The organism is Bradyrhizobium sp. LTSP849, from assembly GCF_000938255.1.
GTDB lineage: Bacteria > Pseudomonadota > Alphaproteobacteria > Rhizobiales > Xanthobacteraceae > Bradyrhizobium.
Genome location: NZ_JYMR01000028.1, coordinates 118,113 through 142,987 on the forward strand (window position 1 = coordinate 118,113; position 24,875 = coordinate 142,987).

Below are 24,875 nucleotides of genomic sequence, written 5' to 3' on the forward strand. Positions count from 1 at the left end.
AATGGAACCAATTGCATTCACGGCGGTTATTTGAACCGGGCTGAGCGAAGCAGGTTCCATTTCCGGGCGCCACAACCATGGCGCTTGATTTGCGATTCGGCAGACGCTCTATTTCGGCTAATGCGTCGTGCCTTGGATTCGCGACGCCTGCGGGGGAATGATATGAGCGACCTCGATCCCGGACCTTCACGATCCGGTCGTCGCGTCCCTAAACCCAAAATCAACGGCACCTCAGAGCCGGACTCCCGGCAGGAGCTGCTGCTCACGCTTCAGGCCATGCGCAGCGGCGACTTTTCCGTGCGCATGAGCGGCGACTATCTCGGCATCGACGGCAAGATCGCCGACACTTTCAACGAAATCATCGCAGCCAACCAGCGCATGGCGCAGCAGCTCGAGCTGGTCGGCCAAGTCGTCGGGCGCGAAGGCAAGACCCGGCAGCGCGTGAAGTTCGGTCTCGCCTCCGGCTCCTGGGCCGACATGGAAGGCTCCGTCAACACACTGATCGACGACCTGTTGTGGCCGACGCGCGAGGTGACCCGCGCGGTCGCGGCCGTTGCGCAGGGCGACCTGCTCCAGACCGTCAAGCTCGACGTCGACGGCCGCCCGCTTCGCGGCGAATTTTTGCAATCGGCGACCATCGTCAACACGATGATCAAGCAGCTCGGCGTGTTCACCTCCGAGGTGACGCGCGTCGCGCGCGAGGTCGGCACCGAGGGCAAGCTCGGCGGCCAGGCCCAGGTGCCGGAAGTGACCGGCGTCTGGAAGGATTTGACCGAGAGCGTCAACTCGATGGCGAACAACCTGACCAACCAGGTTCGCAACATCGCCGAGGTGACGATCGCGGTCGCCAATGGCGACCTCTCCAAGAAGATCACCGTCGACGTCCGCGGCGAGATCCTTCAGCTCAAGGAAGCCATCAACACGATGGTGGACCAGCTCCGCTCCTTCGCTTCCGAAGTGACGCGCGTGGCGCGCGAGGTCGGCACCGACGGCAAGCTCGGCGGCCAGGCGATCGTGCCCGGCGTCGCCGGCACCTGGAAGGATCTCACCGACTCCGTCAACGCGATGTGCGGCAACCTCACCGCGCAGGTCCGCAATATTGCCAACGTCACCACCGCCGTGGCGCGCGGCGACTTGTCCCGCAAGATCACCGTGGACGTGCGCGGCGAAATTCTGGAGCTGAAGGACACCATCAACACCATGGTGGACCAGCTCAACTCGTTTGCCTCCGAAGTGACGCGCGTCGCGCGCGAGGTCGGCACCGAAGGCAAGCTCGGCGGCCAGGCCCAGGTGCCCGGCGTCGCAGGCACATGGAAGGACCTCACCGACAACGTCAACTTCATGGCGTCGAACTTGACCGCACAGGTCCGCAACATCGCCGACGTCGCCACCGCAATCGCCGGCGGCGATCTGTCGAAGAAGATCACGGTGAACGTCTCGGGCGAGATCCTTCAGCTGAAGGAAACGCTCAACACCTGCGTGGACCAGCTCAATGCCTTCGCCGGCGAAGTCACGCGCGTGGCGCGCGAGGTCGGCACCGAGGGGCGGCTCGGCGGCCAGGCCAATGTGCTCGGCGTCGCCGGCACCTGGAAGGACCTGACCGAGAGCGTCAACTCGATGGCGTCGAACCTGACCGCACAGGTCCGCAACATCGCCGAAGTGACGACGGCCGTCGCCGGCGGCGACTTGTCGAAGAAGATCACGGTGGACGTGCGCGGCGAGATTCTGGAGCTGAAAGACACCATCAATACCATGGTGGACCAGCTCAACGCCTTCGCCGGTGAAGTCACGCGCGTCGCGCGCGAGGTCGGCACCGAAGGCAAGCTCGGCGGCCAGGCCCAGGTGCGCGGCGTCGCCGGCACATGGAAGGATCTCACCGACAGCGTCAACTCGATGGCATCGAACCTGACGGGTCAGGTGCGTAACATCGCCGAAGTGGCGACCGCGGTGGCCAAGGGCGATTTGTCGAAGAAGATCACCGTGAACGTGTCGGGCGAAATCCTTCAGCTGAAGGAAACGCTCAACACCATGGTGGACCAGCTCAACGCCTTCGCCGGCGAAGTCACGCGCGTGGCGCGCGAAGTCGGCACCGAAGGCAAGCTCGGTGGTCAGGCCCAGGTGCCCGGCGTCGCCGGCACATGGAAGGACCTCACCGACAACGTCAACTCGATGGCGGGCAACCTCACCGCCCAGGTCCGCAACATCGCCGAGGTCGCAACCGCCATCGCCGGCGGCGACCTCTCGCGCAAGATCACGGTCGACGTCCGCGGCGAGATCCTTCAACTGAAGGACACCCTGAACACGATGGTCGACCAGCTCAACCGCTTCGCCGGCGAGGTGACGCGCGTGGCGCGCGAGGTCGGCACCGAAGGCCGTCTCGGCGGTCAGGCCAACGTGCCCGGCGTCGCCGGCACCTGGAAGGATCTCACCGACAGCGTCAACTCGATGGCGGGCAACCTCACCGCCCAGGTCCGCAACATCGCCGAGGTGACCACCGCCGTGGCGCGCGGCGACCTGTCGCGCAAGATCACGGTGGACGTGAAGGGCGAAATCCTCGAGCTGAAAAACACCATCAACACCATGGTGGACCAGCTCAACGCTTTCGCCGGCGAAGTGACGCGCGTGGCGCGCGAGGTCGGCACCGAAGGCAAGCTCGGCGGTCAGGCCGAAGTGCCCGGCGTTGCCGGTACCTGGAAGGACCTCACCGACAACGTCAACTTCATGGCATCGAACCTCACGGCCCAGGTCCGCAACATCGCCGAGGTCGCAACCGCGATCGCCGGCGGCGACCTGTCGAAGAAGATCACGGTGGACGTCCGCGGCGAGATCCTGCTGCTCAAGGACACCTTGAACACCATGGTCGAACAGCTCCGCTCCTTCGCCGCCGAAGTGACGCGCGTGGCGCGCGAAGTCGGCACCGAAGGCCGGCTCGGCGGTCAGGCCGTGGTGCCTGGCGTCGGCGGCACCTGGAAGGACCTCACCGACAACGTCAACCTGCTCGCCGCGAACCTCACGACCCAGGTCCGCAACATCGCCGAAGTCACCACGGCGGTCGCGCGCGGCGACTTGTCGCGCAAGATCACCGTGGACGTGAAGGGCGAAATCCTCGAGCTGAAGAACACCATCAACACCATGGTGGATCAGCTCAACGCCTTCGCGGGCGAAGTCACGCGCGTCGCGCGCGAAGTTGGCACCGAAGGCGAGCTCGGCGGCCAGGCCCAGGTGCCCGGCGTCGCCGGCACCTGGAAGGATCTCACCGACACCGTCAACTTCATGGCGGCGAACCTGACCGAGCAGGTCCGCGGCATCGTCAAGGTGGTGACAGCGGTTGCCAACGGCGACCTCAAGCAGAACCTCACCGTGAAATCGAAGGGCGAGGTCGCGGCGCTCGCCGACACCATCAACAACATGACCGAGACGCTCGCGACCTTCGCCGATCAGGTGTCGTCGGTGGCGCGCGAGGTCGGCGTCGAAGGACGGCTCGGCGGCCAGGCCGACGTGCCCGGCGCCGCCGGCACCTGGAAGGACCTGACCGGCAACGTCAACCTGCTGGCGGCCAACCTCACCTCGCAGGTGCGCGCGATCGCGGAAGTTGCGACCGCCGTGACCAAGGGCGACCTCACCCCATCGATCCAGGTCGATGCCCGCGGCGAGCTCGCCGAGCTGAAAGACAACATCAACACGATGATCACGAACCTCCGTCTGACGACGGACGTGAACACCGAGCAGGACTGGCTGAAGACCAACCTCGCCAAATTCACCAACATGCTCCAGGGCCAGCGCGACCTCGCCACAGTCGGCCGGCTGCTGCTGACCGAGCTTTCGCCGCTGGTGAACGCGCATACCGGCGTGATCTATCAGATCGAGAACGAGGACAGTCCTCAGTTGCTGCTGCTCGCGTCCTATGCTGGCGACGGCCTCTATCCCTACCCGCGCATGCTTCCGTTAGGTGATGGTCTGATCGGCCAATGCGCCCTCGACCGGCGCCCGCGCGTCGTGGCGGACATTCCCGCCGACGTGGTTCCGATCAATTCGGCGCTGCTCCGCGTCGCGCCGAAGAACCTCGTTGTGTTGCCGGTGCTGTTCGAGGGTCAGGTCAAGGCCGTGATCGAGCTCGCGTCGCTGACCTCGTTCACGACCTCGCAAATGACGTTCCTGGAGCAGCTCACCGACTCCATCGGCATCGTGCTGAACTCGATCGAGGCGACGATGCAGACCGAAGGCCTGCTCAAACAATCGCAGCAACTCGCCGGCGAGCTCCAGACGCAGCAGCGCGAGTTGCAGCAGACCAATGACCAGCTCGAGCAGAAGGCGCAGCAGCTCGCTGAGCGCAACGTCGAAGTCGAGCGCAAGAACCAGGAAATCGAGCAAGCCCGCCGCGCGCTGGAGGAAAAGGCGACCGAGCTCGCGCTGACCTCGAAGTACAAGTCCGAATTCCTCGCCAATATGAGCCACGAGCTGCGCACGCCGCTGAACTCGATCCTGATCCTCGGACAGCAGCTCACCGACAATCCGGACGGCAACCTCACGGGCAAGCAGGTCGAATTCGCCCGCACCATCCACGGCGCCGGCACCGACTTGCTCAACCTCATCAGCGACATCCTCGATCTCTCCAAGATCGAGTCCGGCACGGTGACGGTCGACGCCGAGGAAATCCTGACCGCGAACCTGCTGGAGACCGTCGGGCGGCCGTTCCGGCACGAAGCGGAGAACCGCAATTTGTCGTTCAAGATCGACGTCGATCCGAACCTCGCGCGCAGCATCGTCACCGACTCCAAGCGGCTGCAACAGGTTCTCAAGAACCTGCTCTCCAACGCCTTCAAGTTCACCGCCGAAGGCGAGGTGCGGCTCAAGGTCGCCGCCGCAGTTGGCGGCTGGGGGACGGATCACCCGGTGCTGAACTCCGCACCGGCCGTGATCGCGTTCGAGGTGTCCGATACCGGCATCGGCATTCCCCTGGAGAAGCAGAAGCTGATCTTCGAGGCGTTCCAGCAAGCGGACGCCGGTACCAGCCGCAAATATGGGGGCACCGGCCTTGGCCTCGCGATCAGCCGCGAGCTCGCGAGCCTGCTCGGCGGAGAGATCCATTTGCGCAGCTCGCCCGGCAAGGGCTCGTCCTTCACGCTCTATCTGCCGCTGAAATATTCCGGCCCGACGCTCGCGCCGCGCGTCACGCCGCAGCAGCAATACAACCAGCCACCGGCGCTCCAGCCGGCAACGACAGCGCCCGAACGCGTCATCGAGCAGTTGCCCGACGACCGGCTCAACCTCGAGCCCGGCGATAGCATCCTGCTGATCGTCGAGGACGACCCGCATTATGCGCGAATTCTGGTCGACCTCGCGCGCGACAAGGGCTTCAAGGTCCTGGTTGCGGCGCGTGGCGCAGAAGCGCTCGAGCTTGCGAAACAGTACCAGCCGAGAGCCGTGTCGCTCGACGTGTTCCTGCCGGACATGCTGGGCTGGACCGTGCTGAGCCAGCTCAAGCACAATCCGCTGACCCGCCATATCCCCGTGCAGATCATCACCCTCGACGAGGACCGCCAGCATGCACTGGCGCGCGGCGCCTTCTCTTTCGTCAACAAGCCGACGACGACGGAGGGCGTTTCAGCCGCACTGACGCAGATCAAGGAATATGCGCGACCACGGCGCAAGCGGCTCCTGATCGTCGAGGACAACGAGGCCGAGCAGCTCTCGATCCGCGAGCTCCTGCATCACGACGATATCGAGATCGTGACGACCGATACGGGCGCCGGCGCACTTTCGACGCTGCGCGAGGCGCCCTGCGATTGCGTGGTGCTCGACTTGCGGCTGCCCGATATGAGCGGCTTCGAGGTGCTCGACCAGATCCGTAACGACGAAGCGCTGTCGAACATTCCCGTGGTGGTCTTCACCGGCCGCGAGCTGTCCGCCGAGGAGGATGCGGAACTCCACACCATGGCGCGCAGCATCGTGGTCAAGGGCGTGGAATCGCCGGAGCGCCTGCTCGACGAAACCGCATTGTTCCTGCATCGCGTGATCACGGAACTGCCGGTCGAGAAGCAGCGCATGCTGGAGAAACTGAACAGTTCCGACGAGGATTTGATCGGCAAGACCGCGCTGCTCGTCGACGACGACGCCCGCAACATCTTCGCGCTGTCGAGCGTGCTGGAGCGGCGCGGCATGAAGGTGCTGACGGCGACCACCGGCCGCGAGGCGGTGACACTGGTCGAATCCAATCCGGAAATCGCCATCGTGCTGATGGACATCATGATGCCGCAGATGGATGGCTATCAGACCATCGGCGTGATCCGGGAGAACCCTGCGTTCTTGCGCCTGCCGATCATCGCGCTGACAGCGAAGGCGATGAAGGGCGATCGCGAGAAATGTCTGGAAGCCGGCGCGTCCGACTACCTCGCCAAACCCGTCAACACCGATCAATTGCTGCTTGCGATCCGCATGTGGCTGCACCGCTGAGTTGGATCGCGAATGGACCACGAAAAGGTCAACATCCTCCTCGTCGACGACCAGCCGGCCAAGCTGCTCGCCTACGAAGTGATCCTGAAGGAACTCGGCGAGAACCTCGTGATCGCCTCGTCCGGTCGCGAAGCGCTGGAAGTGCTGCTCAAGACCGAAATCGCGGTGATCCTGGTCGATGTCTGCATGCCCGAGCTCGACGGTTTCGAGCTCGCAGCGATGATCCGCGAGCATCCGCGCTTCCAGAAGACAGCGATGATCTTCATCTCGGCGATCCAGGTCTCCGACATCGACCGGTTGCGCGGCTACGAGATGGGCGCGGTCGATTACGTTCCGGTGCCGGTGGTGCCGGAGGTGCTGCGCGCCAAGATCAAGGTGTTTTCCGAACTCTATCGCAAGACGCGCGAGCTCGAACGGCTGAACCAGGAGCTCGAGGATCGCGTCCGCGCACGGACGGCGGAACTGGAGAATTCCACCGCAAAACTGCGCGAAAGCGAGCAGCGCCGCAGCATGGCGATCGCCGCCGGCAAGATGGGTTCCTGGGACTGGGACTGGATCAACGGCGACTGGATGTGGGACGAAGGCCAGTACCGTATCTTCGGCGTGACGCCTGAGACGTTCAACGTCAGTCCGGCGAATATCCAGGCCTTGCTTCACCCTGACGATGTCGACCAGTTCCGCCAGGCCGTCGCTGCATTCAATACTGGCGCGCGTTCCTATGAGGGGGAATTCCGCGTCAGCCGCCCAGACGGCGAGGTGCGCTGGTGCGTCGGCACGGCGGCGGCGACGGTGAACGAGAGCGGCCGCGTGGTTCGCGTCAGCGGCGTCACCGTCGACATCACCGAACGCAAGCGTGCCGAGGAGCGGCAGAATCTTTTGGCACGGGAAGTCGATCATCGCGCCAAGAACGCGCTGGCGCTGGCGCAGTCGATCGTGCGCCTCACCCGCGCCGACGAGGTCAAGGCCTATGTCAGCGCGGTCGAGGGCCGCATCAATGCGCTGGCGCGCGTGCACACCATCCTGTCGCTGTCGAGCTGGCAGGGCGCCGAGCTCTCCAAGCTGATCGACGAGGAGCTTGCGCCCTATTCGCTTGGCGGTCAGATCAAGCTTGCGGGTCCCGAGGTCCAGCTACTGCCGGCCACCGCGCAAACACTGGCGCTGGCGCTGCACGAGCTGTTCACCAACTCGGCCAAGTACGGCGCGCTATCGACGCGGTCGGGACGGCTCGCGATTGGCTGGCAGGCCGAGAACGATCTCCTCATCCTGACCTGGGAAGAGTCCGGTGGCCCGCTGGTCAGGACGCCGAAATCACGCGGCTTCGGCACAAGGAGCCTGCTGGCGAGTGTCGAATCCCAGCTCGGCGGACAAGCTCAATTCGATTGGCGCGCCGAGGGCCTGGTTTGCCGTCTCGAGGTGCCGTTGACTCCCAAGACTGCGGCCACGGCAGCGCAGGGCAAGTTCGACGCCGAGACCTCCCCTGCGTTACAGCGCGCGTTGGGCTAACGCGACGCGGCAGCCCTCATTCGTCGCACCGACCGGGGTTGATTGGCAACGCGCCCTTCGAGCCAGGCTTCCGTTTGTGCGAGATCGCGCAGCGCCGTCGCGTAACGGCGGGCCGCACTCCGCTCCGCGCCACGCGGCAGCTTGCGCGCCTTGCGCAGCATGTCGGCTGCCGCGTTGCGATAGGCCAGCGAGCGATAGAGAAAGACCACCTTACCCATATCAAATGTTCCCGTGTTGATGCCATTCATCCTCGCAAGATGGGCATGAACGCTGGATGAAGCCGGTGATGACAATTCCTTCATGCAGGATGGAACCTGCGATGGCCGGCTGCGTTGCATGCAAAATCGAGGGGCGGTTCCATGCGCGCAAAGAAGTCGCAAAGCCTGATCTCTCCCGCCGGCGTCATCAAACTGATGACACATGCGATGATGGGCGCAGCGCTCGGCCTCGCCTTCGGTCTCGCGCTTGTTCTGTTCAATCCGGCGGTCGCCAACCTGCTGAACCACGGCGGAACTCCGGCGGTATTTGTCTTCGTCATCACGCTGGTGACGACCTTTACGATTGGCGCGACGCTCACGGGCGTCGTGTTCATCCTGTCCGAGGACAAGGAAACTTGAAGTACGTGTGAAAATTGCGACGTGCTTTGCGTGGAACTCCTGCCGTGAACGGCAGTTGGCTGCCTGCGTCAATTTAACTCAGGAGCTCCCGCGCATGAAGACGACCAAACTCGCTCTCGCCGTGATGCTGGCAACCGGCCTTGCCGTCGCGCCTTTCGCTGCACAGGCCAAGTCGCACAAGGCGAAGCATGAATCCTCGACCTCGACCTCGTCCTCGCAGACGACGGGTGCCAACACGAAGTCCAAGGGCAGCGACGCCTCCGGCCAGGGTGGTTCCGGTCCGGGCTCCGACCAGGGTGGCACGATGTCGAACAACAAGGGCGCCACGAGCAACACCAAGTAAGTGTCGCCGAAGTTCACGAAAGGCCCCGCGAGAGCGGGGCCTTTTTGCTGTCATGCCTCGGCAGCAGGCATTGCTGAGTTCCAGCATGTCGCGTCGCGCCACCGCTTTAGCTGCGTCGAATGTCAGCGATGTTTAGGCGGCGGCTTTCGGAATTTGTCTTCGCGAGGTGGTCGAGCTGCGCCCGCTTGCGCGCGATCAGGAGCTGGGCCGCGGCATCGTCGAGGCCCTCACGCTGCAATTGCCGGATCGCGGAGCCCAGTTCGAGAATCTCGGCGCGCAGTTTCAGAATCCGGTAGGCGTCCGGGTCTTCCTCCACCGCGTGCCTCCAAATGTCTCAGCGACGTGCGATTGGAGCTGCCGGCTTATAGACCTTCTTCACGGAGCGAAGGCGCACCCGGTCACGAATGTCCGGCAAGACATCGCCGCCACCAGCCGCCTTCCATTCGCCGATCAACAGGTTGATTTTCCGGCGCAGATCCATCTGCGCCAGGGCTTGCTCGGAACAGTCGCGATCGCGATTGACGAGATCGCGCACGGACACCTCGACATTGGCCATTTCCAGCCTCAAGGTGCTGATTTTACGTCGAATTTCATTAATTCTGTTGTCCATGGCTTGTTAGAACAAAATAAGAACATATAGTCAAGTCTCGAATTCAGGACGGAGAGGGCACATGCAGGTTCAGGGTAAATACGACGCCAAGGCTTTTCTGATGGAGCAGATGTCCCGGGCGCAGGGGATGAGGCTGAAGCGGCTCAGTGAGGAGGCCTACCAGCCCGCGCAATACGATCGTGAGCTGTCCTCCGTCGAAGCCGCGCGGCGCATCCAAGTGCTCGAGGCGGAGATCGAGCTGGCGAATTCCTTCTAGGTTGCTTGCTGCCTTCGCGCCCTGCGGCGCGTTTCGGAACCATGCCTGCTTCGAGCCGTTCTCTCGGCCTTAGGGAGAGAGTTGATGGCACGCAAGGCAAAGAAGCGCCGTTACTCGCGCAGCGCCGGCGACGATGTCGAGCGCGAGATGCGGCGTTACAAGAAAGGTACCGCGAAGAGCGGACCGGGCGGTCGTGGCGGACGCGTGAAGAGCCGCAAGCAGGCGATCGCAATCGGCCTGTCCGAAGCGCGCAAGAAGGGCAAGAAGGTCCCGAAGAAGACGTCGAAGCGAAAGACGGCCAAGACGGCGACAAAGAAAACGTCGAAGCGCAAATCCGCCAAGCGATAAGACTTGCCGTCCTCAGATCATGCTGCCCGGCATGAAGCACCGGATCGAAATGCCAAACGCCGTCTTGACCGGCCAGACCATGGTGCGGCCGGCACGGTTCGGCTCGGTGATGACGGCTTCATCCGGAACTTCGACCCACTGCCCATCAAGGCGCACCCGATAGTGCCCGTTGAACGATTCCCAATCGGGATCGGCGACTGCAACGCCGTCGGCATCCGAGCAGCACGGACCGAGATGGCTGCGCAGGCTGTCGAACCAGGGCTTGAGCGGCGAATCGGCGTAGCGACCGTCGTCGCGCCCCATGGCGCTTCCGGACGACAGCACGAGCGGCGCCACGAGCAGCGCACACCTCAGCGAGAGCTTCAATCGATCCATATCGGCACCGATCAAATGCGAACCACCGGCGGGTTCCAAAAAGCAACCGGACGTCCGAAGTTCCACGCTTGCAATTCGCCTCGGCGTTTTCACGCCAAAGCGCAACACGCGACTCCGAAGTCTGACGAGCGAACGCGGCTTTTTCGGACGAACCCGTCACCATTGCTGCCGTTAACGAGAATGTTATCGGCAGCCTGTGGGTATCTCTCAGCTCAGAACGAAAAAGGCGGCCCGCAGGCCGCCTTTTGGATTTGCGTGAGCAGGCTCAGCTTACGCGAGCGGCACCGCGACGAACCGGGTCGCCTCCGCGCTCTTCACCTGCAACAGCACGCTGTTCTTGCCGGACGATTTGGCCTGCGCCAGCTCGGAGCGGACTTCGCCGACATTAGCGACGGGCTTGCCGCCAACATTGAGGATGACGTCGCCGGTCTGGATGCCGCGCTGCGCCGCCGGTCCCTGGGGATCGACCTCGGTCACCACGACACCCTTCTGGCCGGCGCCTTGGACGTCACCTGCGGGCGCCAGGCTCAGTCCGAGGCGCGGTGTGCCGGCGCCCGGCTGCACCTTGTCCTCGCCAGCCTTAGCTTGTTGCTCGTTCGGCAGCTCGCCGAGCGCGAGCGTCACCGTCTTGCTCTCGCCCTTGTGGAAGACGTCGAGCTTCACGGACGTACCCGGCGCCAGCGTGGCGATGGTGCGTGCGAGATCGCGGGAGTCCTTGATCGCATTGCCGTTGACGGCGGTAATGACGTCGCCGGCCTCGATGCCGGCCTTCACCGCCGGGCTGCCGTCCTGCGGATTGTCGACGATCGCGCCGCGTGCTTCCTTGAGGCCGAGGCTGTCGGCGATATCGGAGGTCACCGGCTGGACCTGCACGCCGAGCCAGCCACGGGTCACCGCGCCCTTGTCCTTCAACTGGGCGACCACGAGCTTTGCGGTCGAGGCCGGAATGTCGAAGCCGATGCCGACCGAGCCGCCGGAGGGCGAGAAGATCGCGGTGTTCACGCCGATGACGTTGCCGTTCATGTCGAAGGCCGGACCGCCGGAATTGCCCTTGTTGATGGGCGCGTCGATCTGGATGAAGTCGTCATAGGGACCGTTGCCGATGTCGCGGCCGCTGGCCGAGACGATGCCCGCAGTCACGGTTCCGCCAAGGCCGAAGGGATTGCCGACCGCGACCACCCAGTCGCCGATCCGCGGCTTCTGGTCGGAGAATTTGACGAACGGAAGGTCCTTCTTGCCTTCGACCTTGATCAGCGCGAGGTCGGTCTTCGGATCGGTGCCGACCACTTTCGCGGTGTAGACCGTGCCGTCGTCCGTCGTCACCTGCACCGACTGGGCATGGTCGACGACATGATTGTTGGTGACGGCAAAACCGTCAGCGGAGATGAAGAAGCCGGAGCCCTCGCCCGTGATCACTTGGTGGCGCTGGCGCGGCATGCCATTCATGCCGCCCGGGAAGCCGAACTGCCGCGAGAACTGGTCGAACGGCGTCTGTTCGTCAGAATCCATCCGGTTCTGTTGCAGCATCGCGCTCTTGTCGTTGTCCTGGTCGATCTTCACCCGCACCGAGATGACGGCGGGTTTGACCTTGGCGACGAGATCGCCGAAGCCCGATGGCGTCGCGGCGATCTCAGCAGCCTGCGCCGGCGGAATGAGGGAGTTCACACTGAGCGGCGACGAACCGGGAGAGGCGGCCAGCACGGCCACACCAAGCGCGGCCACGGTACCAAGCAGCGCCAGCCGGCGCGGCCTCAAAATCTTGCGGGACGTGGAGATGTCGGAGTTGACGCGGTCGTTCATGTCGAAATGTCCATGTTGGTGAAGGTGTCGCCTTGCACGCAACATGGGCGCAGCCACCTTACGGTGTCCCGTCCACGCGATTAAATCTTGGCAAAGAAAGCGTGGCGAGCGGCCGCGGGTTTTGCGCGATCACACACCCTTGTCGTTCGGATGGGCGACCGCATCCTTCAACGGCGCCGGCATCGGGAAATTCAGGTTCACGTTTTTCGGCGGAATGGGTTTTGTGAACCATTTCGCATAGAGCTCCGCGAACTGACCATTGTTCATCGTCGCGACCAGAGTCTTGTCAACCAACGCTTTGAATTCCGGATCGTCCTTGCGGATGATCAGCCCGTACGGCTCGGTGCGAAGGTTGTCGTCGATGATCCGCCAATTGTCCGGCGCCTGGCTGTTGGCGATGAGACTGGCGAGCAGGATGTCGTCCATGACGAAAGCTTCGCTGCGGCCGGTCGTCAGCGCCAGGAATGAGGCAGCGTGATCCGGAGACAGCACTTGCTTGACCCCAAAGTTCTTCTCCTGGCCGCGCGTGAACAGAAGCGCGATCGACGTTGATCCCGTGGTCAACGACACCGGCTTGTCGCTCAGATCCTCGAACGTCTTGATCGCCGCATCCTTGCGGACCACGGCGCGAATGCTCGACACAAAAATGGTGTTGCTGAAGGCCACCACCTTCTGGCGCTCCAGCGTGTTGGTCGCGGGACCGCAGACGATGTCGATGGTCCCGTTCTGGATCAACGGAATCTGGGTACTGAGCTGGATCGGCTGAAGTGTTGCCTGAAGCGAGGGGAGTTTCAGCTCGTCCTTCACGGCATCAACGATCCGCGCGCAGAGGTCCATCGCGAAGCCGACGGGCTTCTGGTTGTCGTCGAGATAGGAAAACGGAACGGAGACATCGCGATGCCCGAGTCGGATTTCACCGACAGCCTTGATCTTGGCTAGCGTCCCCCCGGGGGATTGGGCTTGAGCTGGGACCGCGACCGCGGTCAGAAACATGAACGAATACAACAGCCCTTTCATGGCGCTACTCCAATAATGGATACAATCACTCAATATTTTATACACACGATTGCATAATCTACAAACTGATTTTATACAATCGGCTTGGGCAAACTGCGACGAGACGCCGGATGAAATCGGGTGAAGTGGCAAAGCAACGGAGTGGCGGCATTCACGGCTCCACGCCCGACGCCGTTCGTGAGGCGCTCCGGCGCGCGATCAGCGCGGGCGAGATCGCTCCCGGATTTCAGCTCCGACAGGACGAGCTGGCCGAACGGTTTGGCACCAGTCGCATTCCGGTGAGAGAGGCGCTGAGGCAGTTGGAGGCCGAAGGGTTTGTGACGTTCCTGCCCAATCGCGGGGCCGTCGTTTCGGACCTTTCCATCGATGAGGTCATCGAGCTGCTTGAGATTCGCATCGCGCTCGAATGTCACGCGTTGCGTCTGGCCATCCCGGCCATGGGCGATATCGATCTCGACGATGCCAGGGATATCCTCCGCTCCTATGACGAGGAACCCGATGCGGAAAGATGGGGCGCGTTCAACTGGCGCTTCCACAAGGCGCTTTACGCGCCCTGCAATCGTCCGCGCCTGCTTGCGATGATCGAGGCGAACTATGGCCATGTCGGCCGCTTCACGCGCGCGCTCGTGTCGCGTGCCACCGGCAAGGATCGTCCGCAGCAAGAGCACTACCAGTTGCTGGAATTCTGCCGCGGCGGCGAGGTCGAGAAAGCCGTGCGCCTGCTGCGCGAGCACATCGTGCAGACGCAGAAGACGCTGCGATCGGCGCAGCGTCATGCATCGCGGAACGAGGCCGATTGATCCGGCGATCGATCGGCCATCGAGTTGAAGGAGACTGCGCTTGAAAGCGAACGACGTCGAAATCCTGGTCATTGGCGCAGGCATCGCGGGCCTTGCGACAGCCTATTATCTTGCCGTCGAGCACAAGCGCTCACACCTCTTGATCGTGGACGAAGGCCAGCCGATGGCGCTGACGTCGGCGCAATCGGGCGAAAACTATCGCAATTGGTGGCCGCATCAGACCATGGCGGCCTTCACCGACCACAGCACCGACCTGATGGAAGACATCGCACGCCGCACGGACAATCGCTTCAACATGACGCGGCGCGGCTATCTTCTGGTGACACGCGAGGAGAGGCCGGAAGAGCTGCTACGGCAATTATACGCGGGCTATGGCGCTTCGGCGTCGAAACTGATCCGCCCGCACGAAGGCGTGAGCAGGAACTATTCGCCGGCGCTCTCCGAAGACTGGCAAACCGCGCCCGACGGCGTCGACGTGCTGCTCGGCCGCGACCTCATCCAGCGATATTATCCGGCCTTCGACAGGGGGATCGCCACGGCACTGCACATCCGCAGGGCCGGCGACATCAGCGGTCAGCAGCTCGGCCAGTACATGCTGGAAACAATGCGCCCGCTGGGTGCGCAGTTTCAGCGGGCGCGCGTAGTCGGCATCGCCAAGACCGACCGCTTCGTGGTCGAAATCATCGCCGATGGCGAGCGGCAGAGCATCAAGGCCGATATCATCGTCAACGCCGCCGGCCCGTTCGCGGCACACATCGCGGCGATGCATGGCGAGAAGCTGCCGATCCTGAACGTGCTTCAGCAGAAGATCGCCTTCGTCGACCGCAACCGCGCGGTGGATCGCAAGATGCCATTTGCGATCGATCTCGACGGCCAGACCCTCGGCTGGTCGGCCGACGAACGCGAGGCACTCGCCGCGGACCCCGAGCTGGCCCGCCTGCTGGAACCGATGCCGGGCAGCATTCATTGCCGCCCCGACGGCGGCGACCACGGTCAATGGATCAAGCTCGGCTGGGCCTTCAACGCGGAACCGTCTGAGCCGACCCGCGAACCCGAGCTCAATCCCTACTTCCCGGAGATCGTGCTTCGCGCCGCGAGCCGGCTCCAGCCTGCGCTCGGGCAATATCTCGGCGCCCTGCCCCGCGACCGCGTGCATTACGGCGGCTTCTATCCGATGACGAAAGAGAACTGGCCGTTGATCGGGGCCGCGAAGACGCCGGGCGTGTTCCTGACGGCCGCGCTGTCCGGCTACGGCACGATGTCGGCGTGCGCGGCAGGCGACCTCTGCGCCCGTGCCGTGGTCGGCGCGCCGGCTCCATCCTTCGCCAGCGTGCTCTCGCTCGCGCGCTATGAGAACAAGGCGCTCATGGATGAACTCGAGAGCGCAGAGAGCCGCGGCTTGCTGTGATCGCCCGCGAGCCTGACACGCTCACGCAGCAGCTGGGGTCTCCCATGCCGCTGCTACGATGGCGTCATCCTCGCCTTTCGCATTGCACGCTGCGAAGTGCGCTTTGAGCTCGATCTCGGCGAGATGTTCGAAATGTTCGGCCTGGCCGAGGAGCTCCCAGTTCTGAAGCGGCCGGTAGGCCGCCTGCTGACGACAGAGGGACGCCAGCGCGCGGTAGCGACGTACGTTCTCCATGAGACCTCCCTCGCGTTCACAGGGCTTATTGCCCTGATTTGCGTCAGGCCGATGGCGGTTGTGCAAAACATTTGCTGCGTGCACAGCGCGCCTGATCGCAGTTAACTTTTGAGAAATGCGCATGCGCACTTTAGTTCCAAACGCGCAGGCTTGCACGTGGAACTTGGCTTGCCGGGCCAGCTTGCTAAGCGTAGAGGCGACGTTCCACGGTGACGCCGATCAGATCGAGATACCGCTCGATCAGATCGGGACGGCCGACGAGATAGCCCTGCATCTCCTCGCAGGACTCGCGCGCCAGGAAGTCGCGCTGCGCTTCCGTCTCGACCCCTTCGGCGACGACCGGCATGTTCAGCGCATGGGCGAGGCTCAGGACCGCGCGGACGATCTCCGCCGATTGCGGTGTCGCTTCGAGGTTGGAGATAAAGCTGCGGTCGATCTTGATCTTGTCGAACGGGAACGACTGGAGATAGGACAGCGAGGAATAGCCGGTGCCAAAATCGTCCATCGCGATGCGGATGCCGAGCGCCTTCAGCCGCCGCAGCAAATTGAGCGCGCGGGGGAAATCGCCGATCAGCACGCCCTCGGTGATCTCGACCTCGAGCCGCGTCGGCGCAAGCCCGGTCTCCAGCAGAATCTGGTGGATCGACCGTTCGAGGTCGCCGGCCTGGAACTGGACCGGTGAGAGATTGACCGCCACCTGCAGCGGCCGCGGCCAGGACGCCGCCTCGCGGCAGGCCTCGCGCAAGACCCATTCGCCGATCTGGATGATCAGCCCGTTCTCCTCGGCCAGCGGAATGAACTGGTCGGGCGGCACGAATCCCCGCGTCGGGTGGTTCCAGCGCAGCAGCGCCTCGAAGCCGATGACCTCGCCGTCCATCCGCGCTTGTGGCTGGAAATAGACGAGGAGCTGGTTCTGCTCGAGCGCCTGTCGCAAATCGTGCTGCAACAGCCTGCGGTCGCGCAGCTCCTGATCCATCTCGGACTGGAAGAAGCGAACCCTGCCCCGGCCCTCACGCTTGGCGCGATAGAGCGCGGAATCGGCGTTTGCGAGCAGCGTGGCCGCATCCACGCCGTCATCCGGATAGACCGCGATGCCGACGCTCAAGCCAACATGAGAGAGATAGTCGTCGACCTCGAGTTCGTTGCCTATCGCCGTGACCAGGCGCTCGCCGAGCGCCAGCACCTCTTCGCGGCAGACTTCGTCCGGCATCAGGATCATGAACTCGTCGCCGCCGATGCGGGCGACGAAGGCGCCATCGGCCTCCGCGGCGAGGCGGTCGGCCGCCGCGCGCATCAGCATGTCGCCGACGGGATGGCCGAATACGTCGTTGACCTCCTTGAAGCGGTCGAGATCGAGGCTCAGCATCGCAAAACTGGTCGACGCCTCCCGCGCCCGCTCCAGCCGCTCGCTCAGCGTCGCGTTGAAAGCGCTGCGGTTCGGCAGGTCGGTCAAGGCATCATGATGTGCAAGATGGCTGATCCGTTCCTGGGTCGTGATGCGTTCGGTGACATCCTCGATCACGCCGACCAGATATTGCGGGTCGCCCGCCTCATCCGTGATCAGCATCTTGCGCGAATTGATCACGCGGTCGTGGCCCTTGACGCCCACTTCGAGCATATGCTCCTCGAGGAACATCGGCATGCCACTGGCGACAACCCTGCGGTCTTGCTCCGTGACCACGCGGGCGACGTCCGCCGGGAAAATCTCTTCGGGCGTCCTGCCCAGCATCTGTTCACGCGGCAGGCCGTAATAGTCCTCGCCGGCGCGGTTGAGCAGAATGTAGCGGGAGTCCTTGGCGCATTTCGCGAACACCGCGATCGGGATGTTCTCGACGATGGTGTCGAGAAACTCCTGGGTCCGTAGCAGATCTTGCTCGACCTCATCGTGCGTGTGCGCGCGCGCGTCGATCGCGCGCTGGCGATCGCGGTCGCCCGCCTCGTAGGCCGCGCTGACGAGTTCGCCGAGCTTGACGACGTCGACCTGTCCGTTCGTGTCAGTGGCACAGCGAAGCTGCTCGGCGAGCAGGCGATGCATGGTCATGCCATCGCTCCACGCCGCGTGCGGGCCTCATGCCCGCAGAAAGATTCGATCCGCATCCCCGCGCTCTCTTGCGTTCCTAAACCGCAGATTGAGACGTTTAGCATTGCGCGGGCGTTAATCGCACTTTCGTCTCAGGCGCGTTGGTTACCCCGCCATGAAGGGAGCCGATCGCATTGCGCGGCATCCTCCGTAGAACCCCGGAGAAAAGTGGCGCGCCCTGGTACAATCGACACCAAGGAACCTTCATCGCCCGATCCATCCGTAGTCTACCGGAGGCGCGCGGTCTCGCCGACTCGCACCGCCTGCGCGGAATTATCCTGGATTTTCGGAACCCGCCCGCCTTCGGCGGCGATGCGAATGGCCGCGATATTGCCGGCGTAGTCGGCACTATTCCCGCCGCGGAACACGGCGGAACCTGCCACGAGCGTATCTGCGCCAGCGGCGGCAACAGCCGCGGCATTGTCGCGCGTGACGCCGCCATCGACTTCGAGCCGGATCGGCCTGTCGCCGATCATGGTCCGGATCCGCCTGATCTTCTCGAGCTGGGATTCGAGGAAGGACTGACCGCCGAAGCCCGGGTTGACCGTCATCACCAGCACGAGATCGATACGATCGAGCACATATTCGATCACGCTCTCGGGCGTGGCGGGGCACAAGCTGACGCCGGCCTTCTTGCCGAGCGTGCGGATCGCTTGAAGCGAGCGATCGAGATGCGGACCGGCCTCAGCATGGATCGTGATGACGTCGGCGCCCGCCTTCGCGAAGGTTTCGAGATAGGGATCGACCGGTGCGATCATGAGATGCACATCGAACGTCTTCTTTGTCAGTGGCCGGATCGCCTTGATGATGTCGGCGCCAAAACTGATGTTCGGCACGAAATGCCCATCCATGACGTCGCAATGGATCCAGTCGGCGCCGGCCGCATCGATCGCCGCGATCTCTTCGCCGAGGCGCACGAAATCCGCAGCCAGGATCGAGGGCGTGATGAATATCTCTCGTGTCATGGCTTTGCACTCCGGACGTCGGCTCCGCCGCTGAACACACGGCTCGCGAGGATATCGGCCGGATCGATGGTTTCGAGGTCAGCGACATCGAGCATGCGGTCGAGGTCCGAGACCAGGCGATCGGCCTGACGCAGGCGAATACGGTCCACCGCGTTGCGGATCGAGCGCGCATTGGAGAAGAACGGCTGGGTCCGGCGTAGCGCGATGTATCTTTCAAAGGCCTCGCATGCCGCAGCCGAGAAGCGATAGCCGCGCTCCCTCAACATCAGCTCGGCGATGACGAGCAGTTCGGCCTCCGCATAGTCCGGAAAGTCGATGTGATGGGCAATGCGCGAGCGGAAGCCGGGATTGGAGGCGAAGAAGCTCGTCATCCGCTCGCCATAGCCGGCCAGGATTACCACGAGATCCTCGCGCTGGTTCTCCATGACCTGGAGCAGAATCTCGATCGCTTCCTGGCCGTAGTCGCGCTCGTTGTCGGGCCGGTGCAGATAATAGGCCTCATCGATGAACAGCACGCCGCCCATCGCCTTCTTCAATATCTCTTTGGTCTTCGGCGCGGTGTGGCCGATATACTGGCCGACGAGATCGTCGCGCGTCACCGAGATCACCTGTCCGCGCCGCACGAAGCCAAGGCCGTGCAGGATTTTGGCCATGCGTAGCGCCACGGTGGTCTTGCCGGTGCCGGGATTGCCGGTGAACGACATGTGCAGCGTCGGCGGCGCAGAGGCCAGTCCCGCACGCTGACGGATCCGCTCGATCAGCAGGAGCGACGCAATCTGGCGTACGCGGTTCTTGACCGGCCGCAGCCCAATCAGCTCCTGCTCGAGCTGTTGCAGCGTCGCGGTGATCCCGGCCGCTTCGGCTTCCTTGCGGAGATCGAAACTGGCCTCGCTGTGATCGGTCATCGTTGCATGGGGGACATCGAGCATCGGCACCTCGAAGAAAAGAGCTTCGCCGCGGGGGGCGGCGAAGCAGTGGTCCGCCAAGGATGCGGAGCAGGGAGAGCTCCGCGCGGAGAGGAATGGCTATTGCGGCGCGTGCGCGGGCGGCTTGCGTACGGTGCTGTACCGGATTGCGCGCCCGCCAACCTCCTGCCGCACCAGCTCGAACTCGGCCTCTTGCGGCGGGCGATTCACCAGGAACGAGATCCGCACCGACTCCCAGCCATGGCTGGAATCGAAGCCACTGATGCGGATGTAACGGTCGCCGTACACCCGGCGGCATTCGGCGAGCTCCATCATCACGCCGGCGGCATCCTGGAGATCGAACATCGGCAGTCCCCACATCTCCCAATAGGTGTTGCGGGGATGCGGGTCGTCGGTGAACTCGATGTTCACCGCCCAGCCATTGGCGAGGCAATATTGCACCTGCTTGGTGATCTGATCATCGGTGAGATCGGGCAGGAATGAAAAACACCCTTGCGTCAGTTTCATCTTGTGACTCCCTAGACCGTTTCCAGCGCCGTCGGCACGAAGTCCGGCGTGTCGGTGGATTGATAGTTGAAGCTCACGTCCTTCCAGACCTCGAGCGCGGCCTTCAGCGGCGTGCAGGTCTCGGCCGCCCTGGCCAGGATCTCTGGACCCTCATGGACGTAGTCGCATCCCTCGTTGCGGGCGAGGATCATCGCCTCCAGCGCCACGCGGTTGGCGATCGCACCGGCCGCAATCCCCATGGGATGGCCGATGGTGCCGCCGCCGAATTGCAGCACGACGTCCTCGCCGAGCAGATCGAGCAACTGGTGCATCTGACCGGCGTGGATGCCGCCCGAGGCGACCGGCATCATCTTGTTCAGGCTCGCCCAGGACTGGTCGAAGAACAGGCCATGCTCGAGCTTGGTCGGATTGAAATCTTCGCGGCAGACATCGTAATAGCCGCGCGTGGTGTTGGGATCACCCTCGAGCTTGCCGACCACGGTGCCGGCATGGATGTGGTCGACGCCGGCGAGCCGCATCCATTTAGCGATGACGCGGAACGACACGCCGTGGCTCTTCTGCCGCGTATAGGTCGAGTGGCCGGCACGATGCAGATGCAGGATCATATCATTGCGTCGCGCCCATTTCGCCATGGACTGGATCGCGGTGTAGCCGATCACGAGATCGATCATGACGATGCACGATCCGAGCTCCTTGGCGAACTCCGCGCGCTCATACATGTCCTCCATCGTCCCGGCGGTGATGTTGAGGTAGGTGCCCTTCACCTCACCGGAGGCGGCTTGGGCGCGGTTGACGGCTTCCATGCAATAGAGGAAGCGGTCGCGCCAGTGCATGAAGGGCTGCGAGTTGATGTTCTCGTCGTCCTTGGTGAAGTCGAGCCCGCCCTTCAGCGCCTCATAGACCACGCGGCCGTAATTGCGACCGGAAAGCCCGAGCTTCGGCTTCACCGTCGCGCCCAGCAGCGGCCGGCCGAATTTGTCGAGCCGCTCGCGCTCGACCACGATGCCGGTCGCCGGGCCCTGGAACGTCTTCACATAAGCGACCGGGAAGCGCATGTCCTCCAGCCGCAGTGCCTTCAGCGGCTTGAATCCGAAGACGTTGCCGATGATCGAGGCCGAGAGGTTGGCGATCGAGCCCGGCTCGAACAGGTCGAGGTCATAGGCGATATAGGCGAAATAGGAGCCAGGCGTGCCCGGCACCGGATCAACGCGATAGCACTTTGCGCGATACTTCTCCGCCGCGGTCAGGCGATCGGTCCACACCACCGTCCAGGTTGCGGTCGAGGATTCACCGGCAACTGCCGCGGACGCTTCGATCGGATCGACGCCCTCTTGCGGCGTCACGCGGAACAGCGCGATGACGTCGGTGTCCTTCGGCACATAGTCGGGCTCCCAATAGCCCATGCGCGCATATTCCATCACACCCGAGCGATAGCGCTCTTTGCCGCGGACCGTTCCTGCGTGTGCGTTCATGGCTCTCTCCTGCTCTTCTCTCTCTGAATGATTAGGCGGCGACCGGCTCGCGGGCATCTATCTGCGGGTCGAGTTCGCCGGCGCGGTACCGCCGGGCCATCTCGCTCAAGGGAATGACTTTGATCTTGCTGGCGTGGCCTGCGGTGCCGAACTGCTCGAAACGGTCGCGGCACAGCTCGCGCATCGCATCCATCGCCGGCTTGAGGAACTTGCGCGGATCGAACTCGGAGCGGGTTTGCGCGGCGACCTTGCGGAACACCGCGGTCATCGCGAGGCGACAATCCGTGTCAATGTTGACCTTCCGCACGCCGCTCTTGATGCCGCGGACGATCTCCTCGACCGGCACACCCCAGGTCTGCGGCATCTCACCGCCGAACGCATTGAACATGTCCTGAAGCGGCTGCGGCACCGAAGACGACCCGTGCATTACAAGGTGCGTGTTCGGCAACCGCCGATGGATCTCCTCGACCACCCGCATCGCCAAAATGTCGCCGTCCGGCTTGCGGCTGAACTTGTAGGCGCCGTGCGAGGTGCCCATCGCGATGGCAAGTGCATCAACCTTGGTGGCACGAACGAAATCGACGGCCTGGTCGGGATCGGTCAGCAATTGATCGTGGCTCACTTTGCCTTCGACGCCATGGCCATCCTCCTGCTCGCCGCCGCCGTGTTCGAGCGAGCCGAGAACACCAAGCTCGCCTTCGACGGAGGCACCGACCCAATGCGCGAGATCGACGACGCGGCGGGTGATCGCGACGTTGTAGTCGTAATCGGCTGCGGTCTTGGCATCGGCCTTGAGCGAGCCGTCCATCATCACCGAGGTGAAGCCGTGGGCGATGGCGGACGCGCATGTCGCCTCGTCATTGCCGTGGTCCTGATGCATGCACAGCGGAATATCGGGATAGGTCCGCTCCAGCGCATCGACCATGTGCGACAACATGAGATCGCCGGCATAGCTGCGCGCGCCGCGCGAGGCCTGGATGATCACGGGCGCATCAACCTCGGCCGCCGCCTGCATGATCGCAATCCCCTGCTCCATGTTGTTGATGTTGAACGCCGGCACGGCATAGCCGTGGGTCGCGGCGTGATCGAGCAATTGGCGAAGGGTGATACGAGCCATGAAAGATCCTCCTGTTATCGCTTGCCTGCGCGGGCGATCGCCCGCCGGGCCGCTTCAGCAATACTCGGCGGCGTGATGCCGAATTCGCGGTAGAGCACGGGTGCCGGCGCCGAGGCGCCGAAGCCGCGCATGCCGACGAATTCCCCGTCGGTGCCGATCCAGCGCGGCCAGTCGCCAAGCACCGCCGCCTCGATGCCGACGCGCGGCGCGTTGCCCAGCACAGTGGCGCGGTAATCCTCGGACTGCTCCTCGAACAGCGCAAAGCACGGAGCGGAGACGACGGCCGCACGGATGTGCTCGGTCGCGAGCAAGCGGGCTGCTTCCAGTGCGATCGAGACTTCCGAGCCGGTCGCCACCAGCGTCACGTCGCGGCTGCCATCCGGCGAGACGACGAGATAGGCACCCCGCGCGACGCGGTTCCTGCCGCGGGCATCGCTGCGGAAGGTCGGCAGCGCCTGGCGCGACAGGCACAGGACCGACGGACGATGCTCGGACTCGAGCGCACAGTCCCAGGCTTCCAGCGTTTCCACGGCGTCTGCAGGACGAAACACCAGGAGGTTCGGAATGACGCGCAGCGCGGCGAGATGCTCGACCGGCTGATGCGTCGGACCATCCTCGCCGAGCCCGATGGAGTCGTGGGTCATGACGTGGATGACGCGCAGCCGCATCAAGGCCGCAAGACGGATCGCCGGCCGGCTGTAGTCGGAGAAGGCGAGGAAGGTGCCGCCATAGGGAATGAAGTCGCCGTGCAGCGCGAGACCGTTCATCGCAGCAGCCATGCCGTGCTCGCGGATGCCGTAATGGATGTAATCGCCGGCGAATCCGTCACGCGTGACGGCGGTCTGGGCTTTGGCGTGTGTGAGATTCGAATGCGTCAGGTCCGCGGAGCCGCCGACCAAGCCGGGAATTGACCCGGCGATACCATCGAGCACCTGTTGCGAGGCTTGCCGCGTCGCGAGCTTCGGACGCTCGGTGGCAAAACGCTCGCGCAGTTTCGCCGCGGCCAGCGCATAGGCGGCCGGCAAGGCAACGGCCTTGCCCTCGACGAAGAGGTCGCGCTGCTCGGGCGTCGCGCATTCGTAGCGATCGAGCCAGGCGAGACGCTCCACCTGCCCACGCTGTCCGATCATCCGCCACGATTTCAGGATCGGGATCGGCACGACGAACGGCTGATAGTCCCAGCCGAGCGTTCGGCGCGCTGCGGCCGTCTGCTCGGCGCCGAGCGGAGCACCATGCGCCTGCTCGGTGCCCTGACGGTCCGGTGCGCCGTAGCCGATGATGGTGCGGCAGGCGATCAGCGACGGCTTTGTCGTCTCGCGTTCTTCCGCAATCGCCTGCGCGATCGCCTCGGGATCATGTCCGTCGACACGGCGCACCGACCAGCCGGAGGCGGCGAAACGTGCGAGCTGGTCATCCGATGTCGCAAGCGACGTCGGCCCATCGATGGAGATGCCGTTGTCGTCGAATAGTACGATCAGGCGACCGAGCTGGAGATGACCGGCGAGCGAAATCGCCTCCTGGCTGATGCCTTCCATCAGGCAACCATCGCCGGCGATCACATAGGTGAAGTGATCGACCAGACCGTCGCCGTGCCGCGCATTGGCCATACGCTCGGCGAGCGCCATGCCGACGGCAGTCGCGATCCCCTGCCCCAGCGGCCCCGTCGTGGTCTCTACGCCCGGCGTGTGGCCATATTCGGGATGTCCCGGCGTCTTCGAGCCCCACTGCCGGAACGCCTTGATATCGTCAAGGCTGACATCGCCGCCGGTGAGATGGAGCAGCGCATAGAGCAGCATCGAGCCGTGACCGGCCGACAGCACAAAGCGGTCGCGGTCCGGCCAATTGGGATGAGCCGAGTCGAACTTCAGGAAGCGCGAGAACAGCACGGTCGCGACATCGGCCATGCCCATGGGGAGGCCGGGATGGCCGGACTGTGAGGTCTCGATAGCGTCGACCGCGAGGAAGCGGGCGGCATTGGCGAGGTCGTAGTGCGAGACCGCCGTGAGGTCGGCGTCGGCGTGGACGGAGATGTTCATCGGATCCT

The 24,875-nt window shown here is 63.8% G+C and carries 22 protein-coding genes; 8 read left to right on the plus strand and 14 right to left on the minus strand.

Annotation, left to right across the window (positions count from 1 at the left end; translation table 11 throughout):
• Positions 1 to 162 precede the first annotated feature (162 nt).
• Together UB31_RS19685 and UB31_RS19690 are read left to right on the plus strand one after the other, a co-directional pair.
• Positions 163 to 6,453, plus strand: a complete 6,291-nt coding sequence (locus UB31_RS19685; protein ID WP_045012097.1) for a HAMP domain-containing protein — start codon at positions 163 to 165, stop codon at positions 6,451 to 6,453.
• 12 nt (positions 6,454 to 6,465) lie between these two features.
• Entirely contained in the window at positions 6,466 to 7,956 is a 1,491-nt protein-coding gene (locus UB31_RS19690; RefSeq protein ID WP_045012098.1) for an HWE histidine kinase domain-containing protein, read from the plus strand.
• On the opposite strand, the gene UB31_RS19695 is transcribed toward UB31_RS19690, so the two are convergent.
• Complete coding sequence (locus UB31_RS19695) at positions 7,953 to 8,258, minus strand: hypothetical protein (RefSeq protein ID WP_245306023.1); 306 nt, start codon at positions 8,256 to 8,258, stop codon at positions 7,953 to 7,955. The two genes, UB31_RS19690 and UB31_RS19695, sit on opposite strands and share 4 nt — an antisense overlap.
• Before the next feature lie 57 nt (positions 8,259 to 8,315).
• Here UB31_RS19695 and UB31_RS19700 point away from each other — a divergent pair, with 57 nt between their 5' ends.
• Both UB31_RS19700 and UB31_RS19705 read left to right on the plus strand, forming a co-directional pair.
• Complete coding sequence (locus UB31_RS19700) at positions 8,316 to 8,573, plus strand: hypothetical protein (RefSeq protein WP_045003011.1); 258 nt, start codon at positions 8,316 to 8,318, stop codon at positions 8,571 to 8,573.
• Positions 8,574 to 8,667: 94 nt separating this feature from the next.
• Positions 8,668 to 8,916, plus strand: a complete 249-nt coding sequence (locus UB31_RS19705) for a hypothetical protein (RefSeq protein ID WP_045003012.1) — start codon at positions 8,668 to 8,670, stop codon at positions 8,914 to 8,916.
• A 106-nt stretch (positions 8,917 to 9,022) separates the two neighbouring features.
• Here UB31_RS19705 and UB31_RS19710 read toward each other — a convergent pair whose 3' ends face one another.
• Positions 9,023 to 9,232 (minus strand): hypothetical protein, encoded by a 210-nt coding sequence (locus tag UB31_RS19710; RefSeq protein ID WP_045003013.1) that lies wholly within the window; start codon positions 9,230 to 9,232, stop codon positions 9,023 to 9,025.
• An 18-nt stretch (positions 9,233 to 9,250) separates the two neighbouring features.
• Complete coding sequence (locus UB31_RS19715) at positions 9,251 to 9,472, minus strand: hypothetical protein (protein WP_045012100.1); 222 nt, start codon at positions 9,470 to 9,472, stop codon at positions 9,251 to 9,253.
• 115 nt (positions 9,473 to 9,587) lie between these two features.
• On the opposite strand from UB31_RS19715, the gene UB31_RS19720 reads away from it, so the two are divergent.
• Both UB31_RS19720 and UB31_RS19725 read left to right on the plus strand, forming a co-directional pair.
• Positions 9,588 to 9,782: a DUF3072 domain-containing protein gene (locus UB31_RS19720; protein WP_045012101.1), complete on the plus strand. Its 195-nt coding sequence runs from the start codon at positions 9,588 to 9,590 to the stop codon at positions 9,780 to 9,782.
• Between the two features lie 84 nt (positions 9,783 to 9,866).
• Complete coding sequence (locus UB31_RS19725) at positions 9,867 to 10,130, plus strand: DUF6496 domain-containing protein (RefSeq protein ID WP_045003016.1); 264 nt, start codon at positions 9,867 to 9,869, stop codon at positions 10,128 to 10,130.
• A gap of 12 nt (positions 10,131 to 10,142) precedes the next feature.
• Here UB31_RS19725 and UB31_RS19730 read toward each other — a convergent pair whose 3' ends face one another.
• From UB31_RS19730 to UB31_RS19740, 3 genes are all read right to left on the minus strand, one after another.
• Positions 10,143 to 10,505 carry a hypothetical protein gene (locus UB31_RS19730; protein ID WP_045003061.1) on the minus strand — a complete coding sequence of 121 codons (363 nt, stop codon included), beginning with the start codon at positions 10,503 to 10,505 and terminating at the stop codon, positions 10,143 to 10,145.
• Positions 10,506 to 10,775: 270 nt separating this feature from the next.
• Positions 10,776 to 12,305 carry a Do family serine endopeptidase gene (locus UB31_RS19735; protein ID WP_045012102.1) on the minus strand — a complete coding sequence of 510 codons (1,530 nt, stop codon included), beginning with the start codon at positions 12,303 to 12,305 and terminating at the stop codon, positions 10,776 to 10,778.
• Between the two features lie 129 nt (positions 12,306 to 12,434).
• Positions 12,435 to 13,322 carry a transporter substrate-binding domain-containing protein gene (locus UB31_RS19740; RefSeq protein ID WP_045012103.1) on the minus strand — a complete coding sequence of 296 codons (888 nt, stop codon included), beginning with the start codon at positions 13,320 to 13,322 and terminating at the stop codon, positions 12,435 to 12,437.
• Positions 13,323 to 13,432: 110 nt separating this feature from the next.
• Between UB31_RS19740 and UB31_RS19745 the strand changes: the two genes are divergently transcribed.
• A complete protein-coding gene (locus UB31_RS19745) occupies positions 13,433 to 14,122 on the plus strand; it encodes a GntR family transcriptional regulator (protein WP_045012104.1) in 690 nt (229 codons plus the stop codon).
• Positions 14,123 to 14,162: 40 nt separating this feature from the next.
• Positions 14,163 to 15,530: an NAD(P)/FAD-dependent oxidoreductase gene (locus UB31_RS19750; protein WP_045012105.1), complete on the plus strand. Its 1,368-nt coding sequence runs from the start codon at positions 14,163 to 14,165 to the stop codon at positions 15,528 to 15,530.
• Between the two features lie 21 nt (positions 15,531 to 15,551).
• On the opposite strand, the gene UB31_RS19755 is transcribed toward UB31_RS19750, so the two are convergent.
• The 8 genes from UB31_RS19755 to tkt form a co-directional block, all read right to left on the minus strand.
• Positions 15,552 to 15,764, minus strand: a complete 213-nt coding sequence (locus UB31_RS19755; RefSeq protein ID WP_045012106.1) for a hypothetical protein — start codon at positions 15,762 to 15,764, stop codon at positions 15,552 to 15,554.
• A gap of 184 nt (positions 15,765 to 15,948) precedes the next feature.
• Positions 15,949 to 17,805 (minus strand): putative bifunctional diguanylate cyclase/phosphodiesterase, encoded by a 1,857-nt coding sequence (locus UB31_RS19760; protein ID WP_045012107.1) that lies wholly within the window; start codon positions 17,803 to 17,805, stop codon positions 15,949 to 15,951.
• A 266-nt stretch (positions 17,806 to 18,071) separates the two neighbouring features.
• Positions 18,072 to 18,809, minus strand: coding sequence for a ribulose-phosphate 3-epimerase (gene rpe / locus UB31_RS19765; RefSeq protein WP_045012108.1), 738 nt, complete (start codon positions 18,807 to 18,809; stop codon positions 18,072 to 18,074).
• On the minus strand, positions 18,806 to 19,738 hold the full coding sequence (gene cbbX, locus UB31_RS19770; RefSeq protein ID WP_045012128.1) for a CbbX protein: 933 nt from the start codon (positions 19,736 to 19,738) through the stop codon (positions 18,806 to 18,808). The genes rpe and cbbX overlap by 4 nt, the downstream gene beginning before the upstream one ends.
• Before the next feature lie 96 nt (positions 19,739 to 19,834).
• Positions 19,835 to 20,242 carry a ribulose bisphosphate carboxylase small subunit gene (locus UB31_RS19775; protein WP_045012109.1) on the minus strand — a complete coding sequence of 136 codons (408 nt, stop codon included), beginning with the start codon at positions 20,240 to 20,242 and terminating at the stop codon, positions 19,835 to 19,837.
• A gap of 11 nt (positions 20,243 to 20,253) precedes the next feature.
• Positions 20,254 to 21,714, minus strand: a complete 1,461-nt coding sequence (locus tag UB31_RS19780) for a form I ribulose bisphosphate carboxylase large subunit (protein WP_045012110.1) — start codon at positions 21,712 to 21,714, stop codon at positions 20,254 to 20,256.
• A gap of 31 nt (positions 21,715 to 21,745) precedes the next feature.
• Complete coding sequence (gene fba, locus UB31_RS19785; RefSeq protein WP_045003027.1) at positions 21,746 to 22,831, minus strand: class II fructose-bisphosphate aldolase; 1,086 nt, start codon at positions 22,829 to 22,831, stop codon at positions 21,746 to 21,748.
• A gap of 14 nt (positions 22,832 to 22,845) precedes the next feature.
• Positions 22,846 to 24,867 carry a transketolase gene (gene tkt, locus UB31_RS19790; RefSeq protein ID WP_045003028.1) on the minus strand — a complete coding sequence of 674 codons (2,022 nt, stop codon included), beginning with the start codon at positions 24,865 to 24,867 and terminating at the stop codon, positions 22,846 to 22,848.
• Positions 24,868 to 24,875 lie beyond the last annotated feature (8 nt).

What these genes read in the sequence shown, in the direction of transcription:
- UB31_RS19745 (WP_045012104.1), top strand. Translation starts at nt 13,433, where the DNA reads ATGAAATCGGGTGAAGTGGCAAAGCAACGGAGTGGCGGCATTCACGGC.
- UB31_RS19685 (WP_045012097.1), top strand. Translation starts at nt 163, where the DNA reads ATGAGCGACCTCGATCCCGGACCTTCACGATCCGGTCGTCGCGTCCCT.
- UB31_RS19780 (WP_045012110.1), bottom strand. Translation starts at nt 21,714, where the DNA reads ATGAACGCACACGCAGGAACGGTCCGCGGCAAAGAGCGCTATCGCTCG.
- UB31_RS19705 (WP_045003012.1), top strand. Translation starts at nt 8,668, where the DNA reads ATGAAGACGACCAAACTCGCTCTCGCCGTGATGCTGGCAACCGGCCTT.
- UB31_RS19775 (WP_045012109.1), bottom strand. Translation starts at nt 20,242, where the DNA reads ATGAAACTGACGCAAGGGTGTTTTTCATTCCTGCCCGATCTCACCGAT.
- cbbX (WP_045012128.1), bottom strand. Translation starts at nt 19,738, where the DNA reads ATGCTCGATGTCCCCCATGCAACGATGACCGATCACAGCGAGGCCAGT.
- UB31_RS19720 (WP_045012101.1), top strand. Translation starts at nt 9,588, where the DNA reads ATGCAGGTTCAGGGTAAATACGACGCCAAGGCTTTTCTGATGGAGCAG.
- UB31_RS19740 (WP_045012103.1), bottom strand. Translation starts at nt 13,322, where the DNA reads ATGAAAGGGCTGTTGTATTCGTTCATGTTTCTGACCGCGGTCGCGGTC.
- UB31_RS19715 (WP_045012100.1), bottom strand. Translation starts at nt 9,472, where the DNA reads ATGGCCAATGTCGAGGTGTCCGTGCGCGATCTCGTCAATCGCGATCGC.
- UB31_RS19700 (WP_045003011.1), top strand. Translation starts at nt 8,316, where the DNA reads ATGCGCGCAAAGAAGTCGCAAAGCCTGATCTCTCCCGCCGGCGTCATC.
- UB31_RS19725 (WP_045003016.1), top strand. Translation starts at nt 9,867, where the DNA reads ATGGCACGCAAGGCAAAGAAGCGCCGTTACTCGCGCAGCGCCGGCGAC.
- UB31_RS19735 (WP_045012102.1), bottom strand. Translation starts at nt 12,305, where the DNA reads ATGAACGACCGCGTCAACTCCGACATCTCCACGTCCCGCAAGATTTTG.
- UB31_RS19755 (WP_045012106.1), bottom strand. Translation starts at nt 15,764, where the DNA reads ATGGAGAACGTACGTCGCTACCGCGCGCTGGCGTCCCTCTGTCGTCAG.
- rpe (WP_045012108.1), bottom strand. Translation starts at nt 18,809, where the DNA reads ATGACACGAGAGATATTCATCACGCCCTCGATCCTGGCTGCGGATTTC.
- UB31_RS19730 (WP_045003061.1), bottom strand. Translation starts at nt 10,505, where the DNA reads ATGGATCGATTGAAGCTCTCGCTGAGGTGTGCGCTGCTCGTGGCGCCG.
- tkt (WP_045003028.1), bottom strand. Translation starts at nt 24,867, where the DNA reads ATGAACATCTCCGTCCACGCCGACGCCGACCTCACGGCGGTCTCGCAC.
- UB31_RS19690 (WP_045012098.1), top strand. Translation starts at nt 6,466, where the DNA reads ATGGACCACGAAAAGGTCAACATCCTCCTCGTCGACGACCAGCCGGCC.
- UB31_RS19760 (WP_045012107.1), bottom strand. Translation starts at nt 17,805, where the DNA reads ATGACCATGCATCGCCTGCTCGCCGAGCAGCTTCGCTGTGCCACTGAC.
- UB31_RS19695 (WP_245306023.1), bottom strand. Translation starts at nt 8,258, where the DNA reads ATGAAGGAATTGTCATCACCGGCTTCATCCAGCGTTCATGCCCATCTT.
- fba (WP_045003027.1), bottom strand. Translation starts at nt 22,831, where the DNA reads ATGGCTCGTATCACCCTTCGCCAATTGCTCGATCACGCCGCGACCCAC.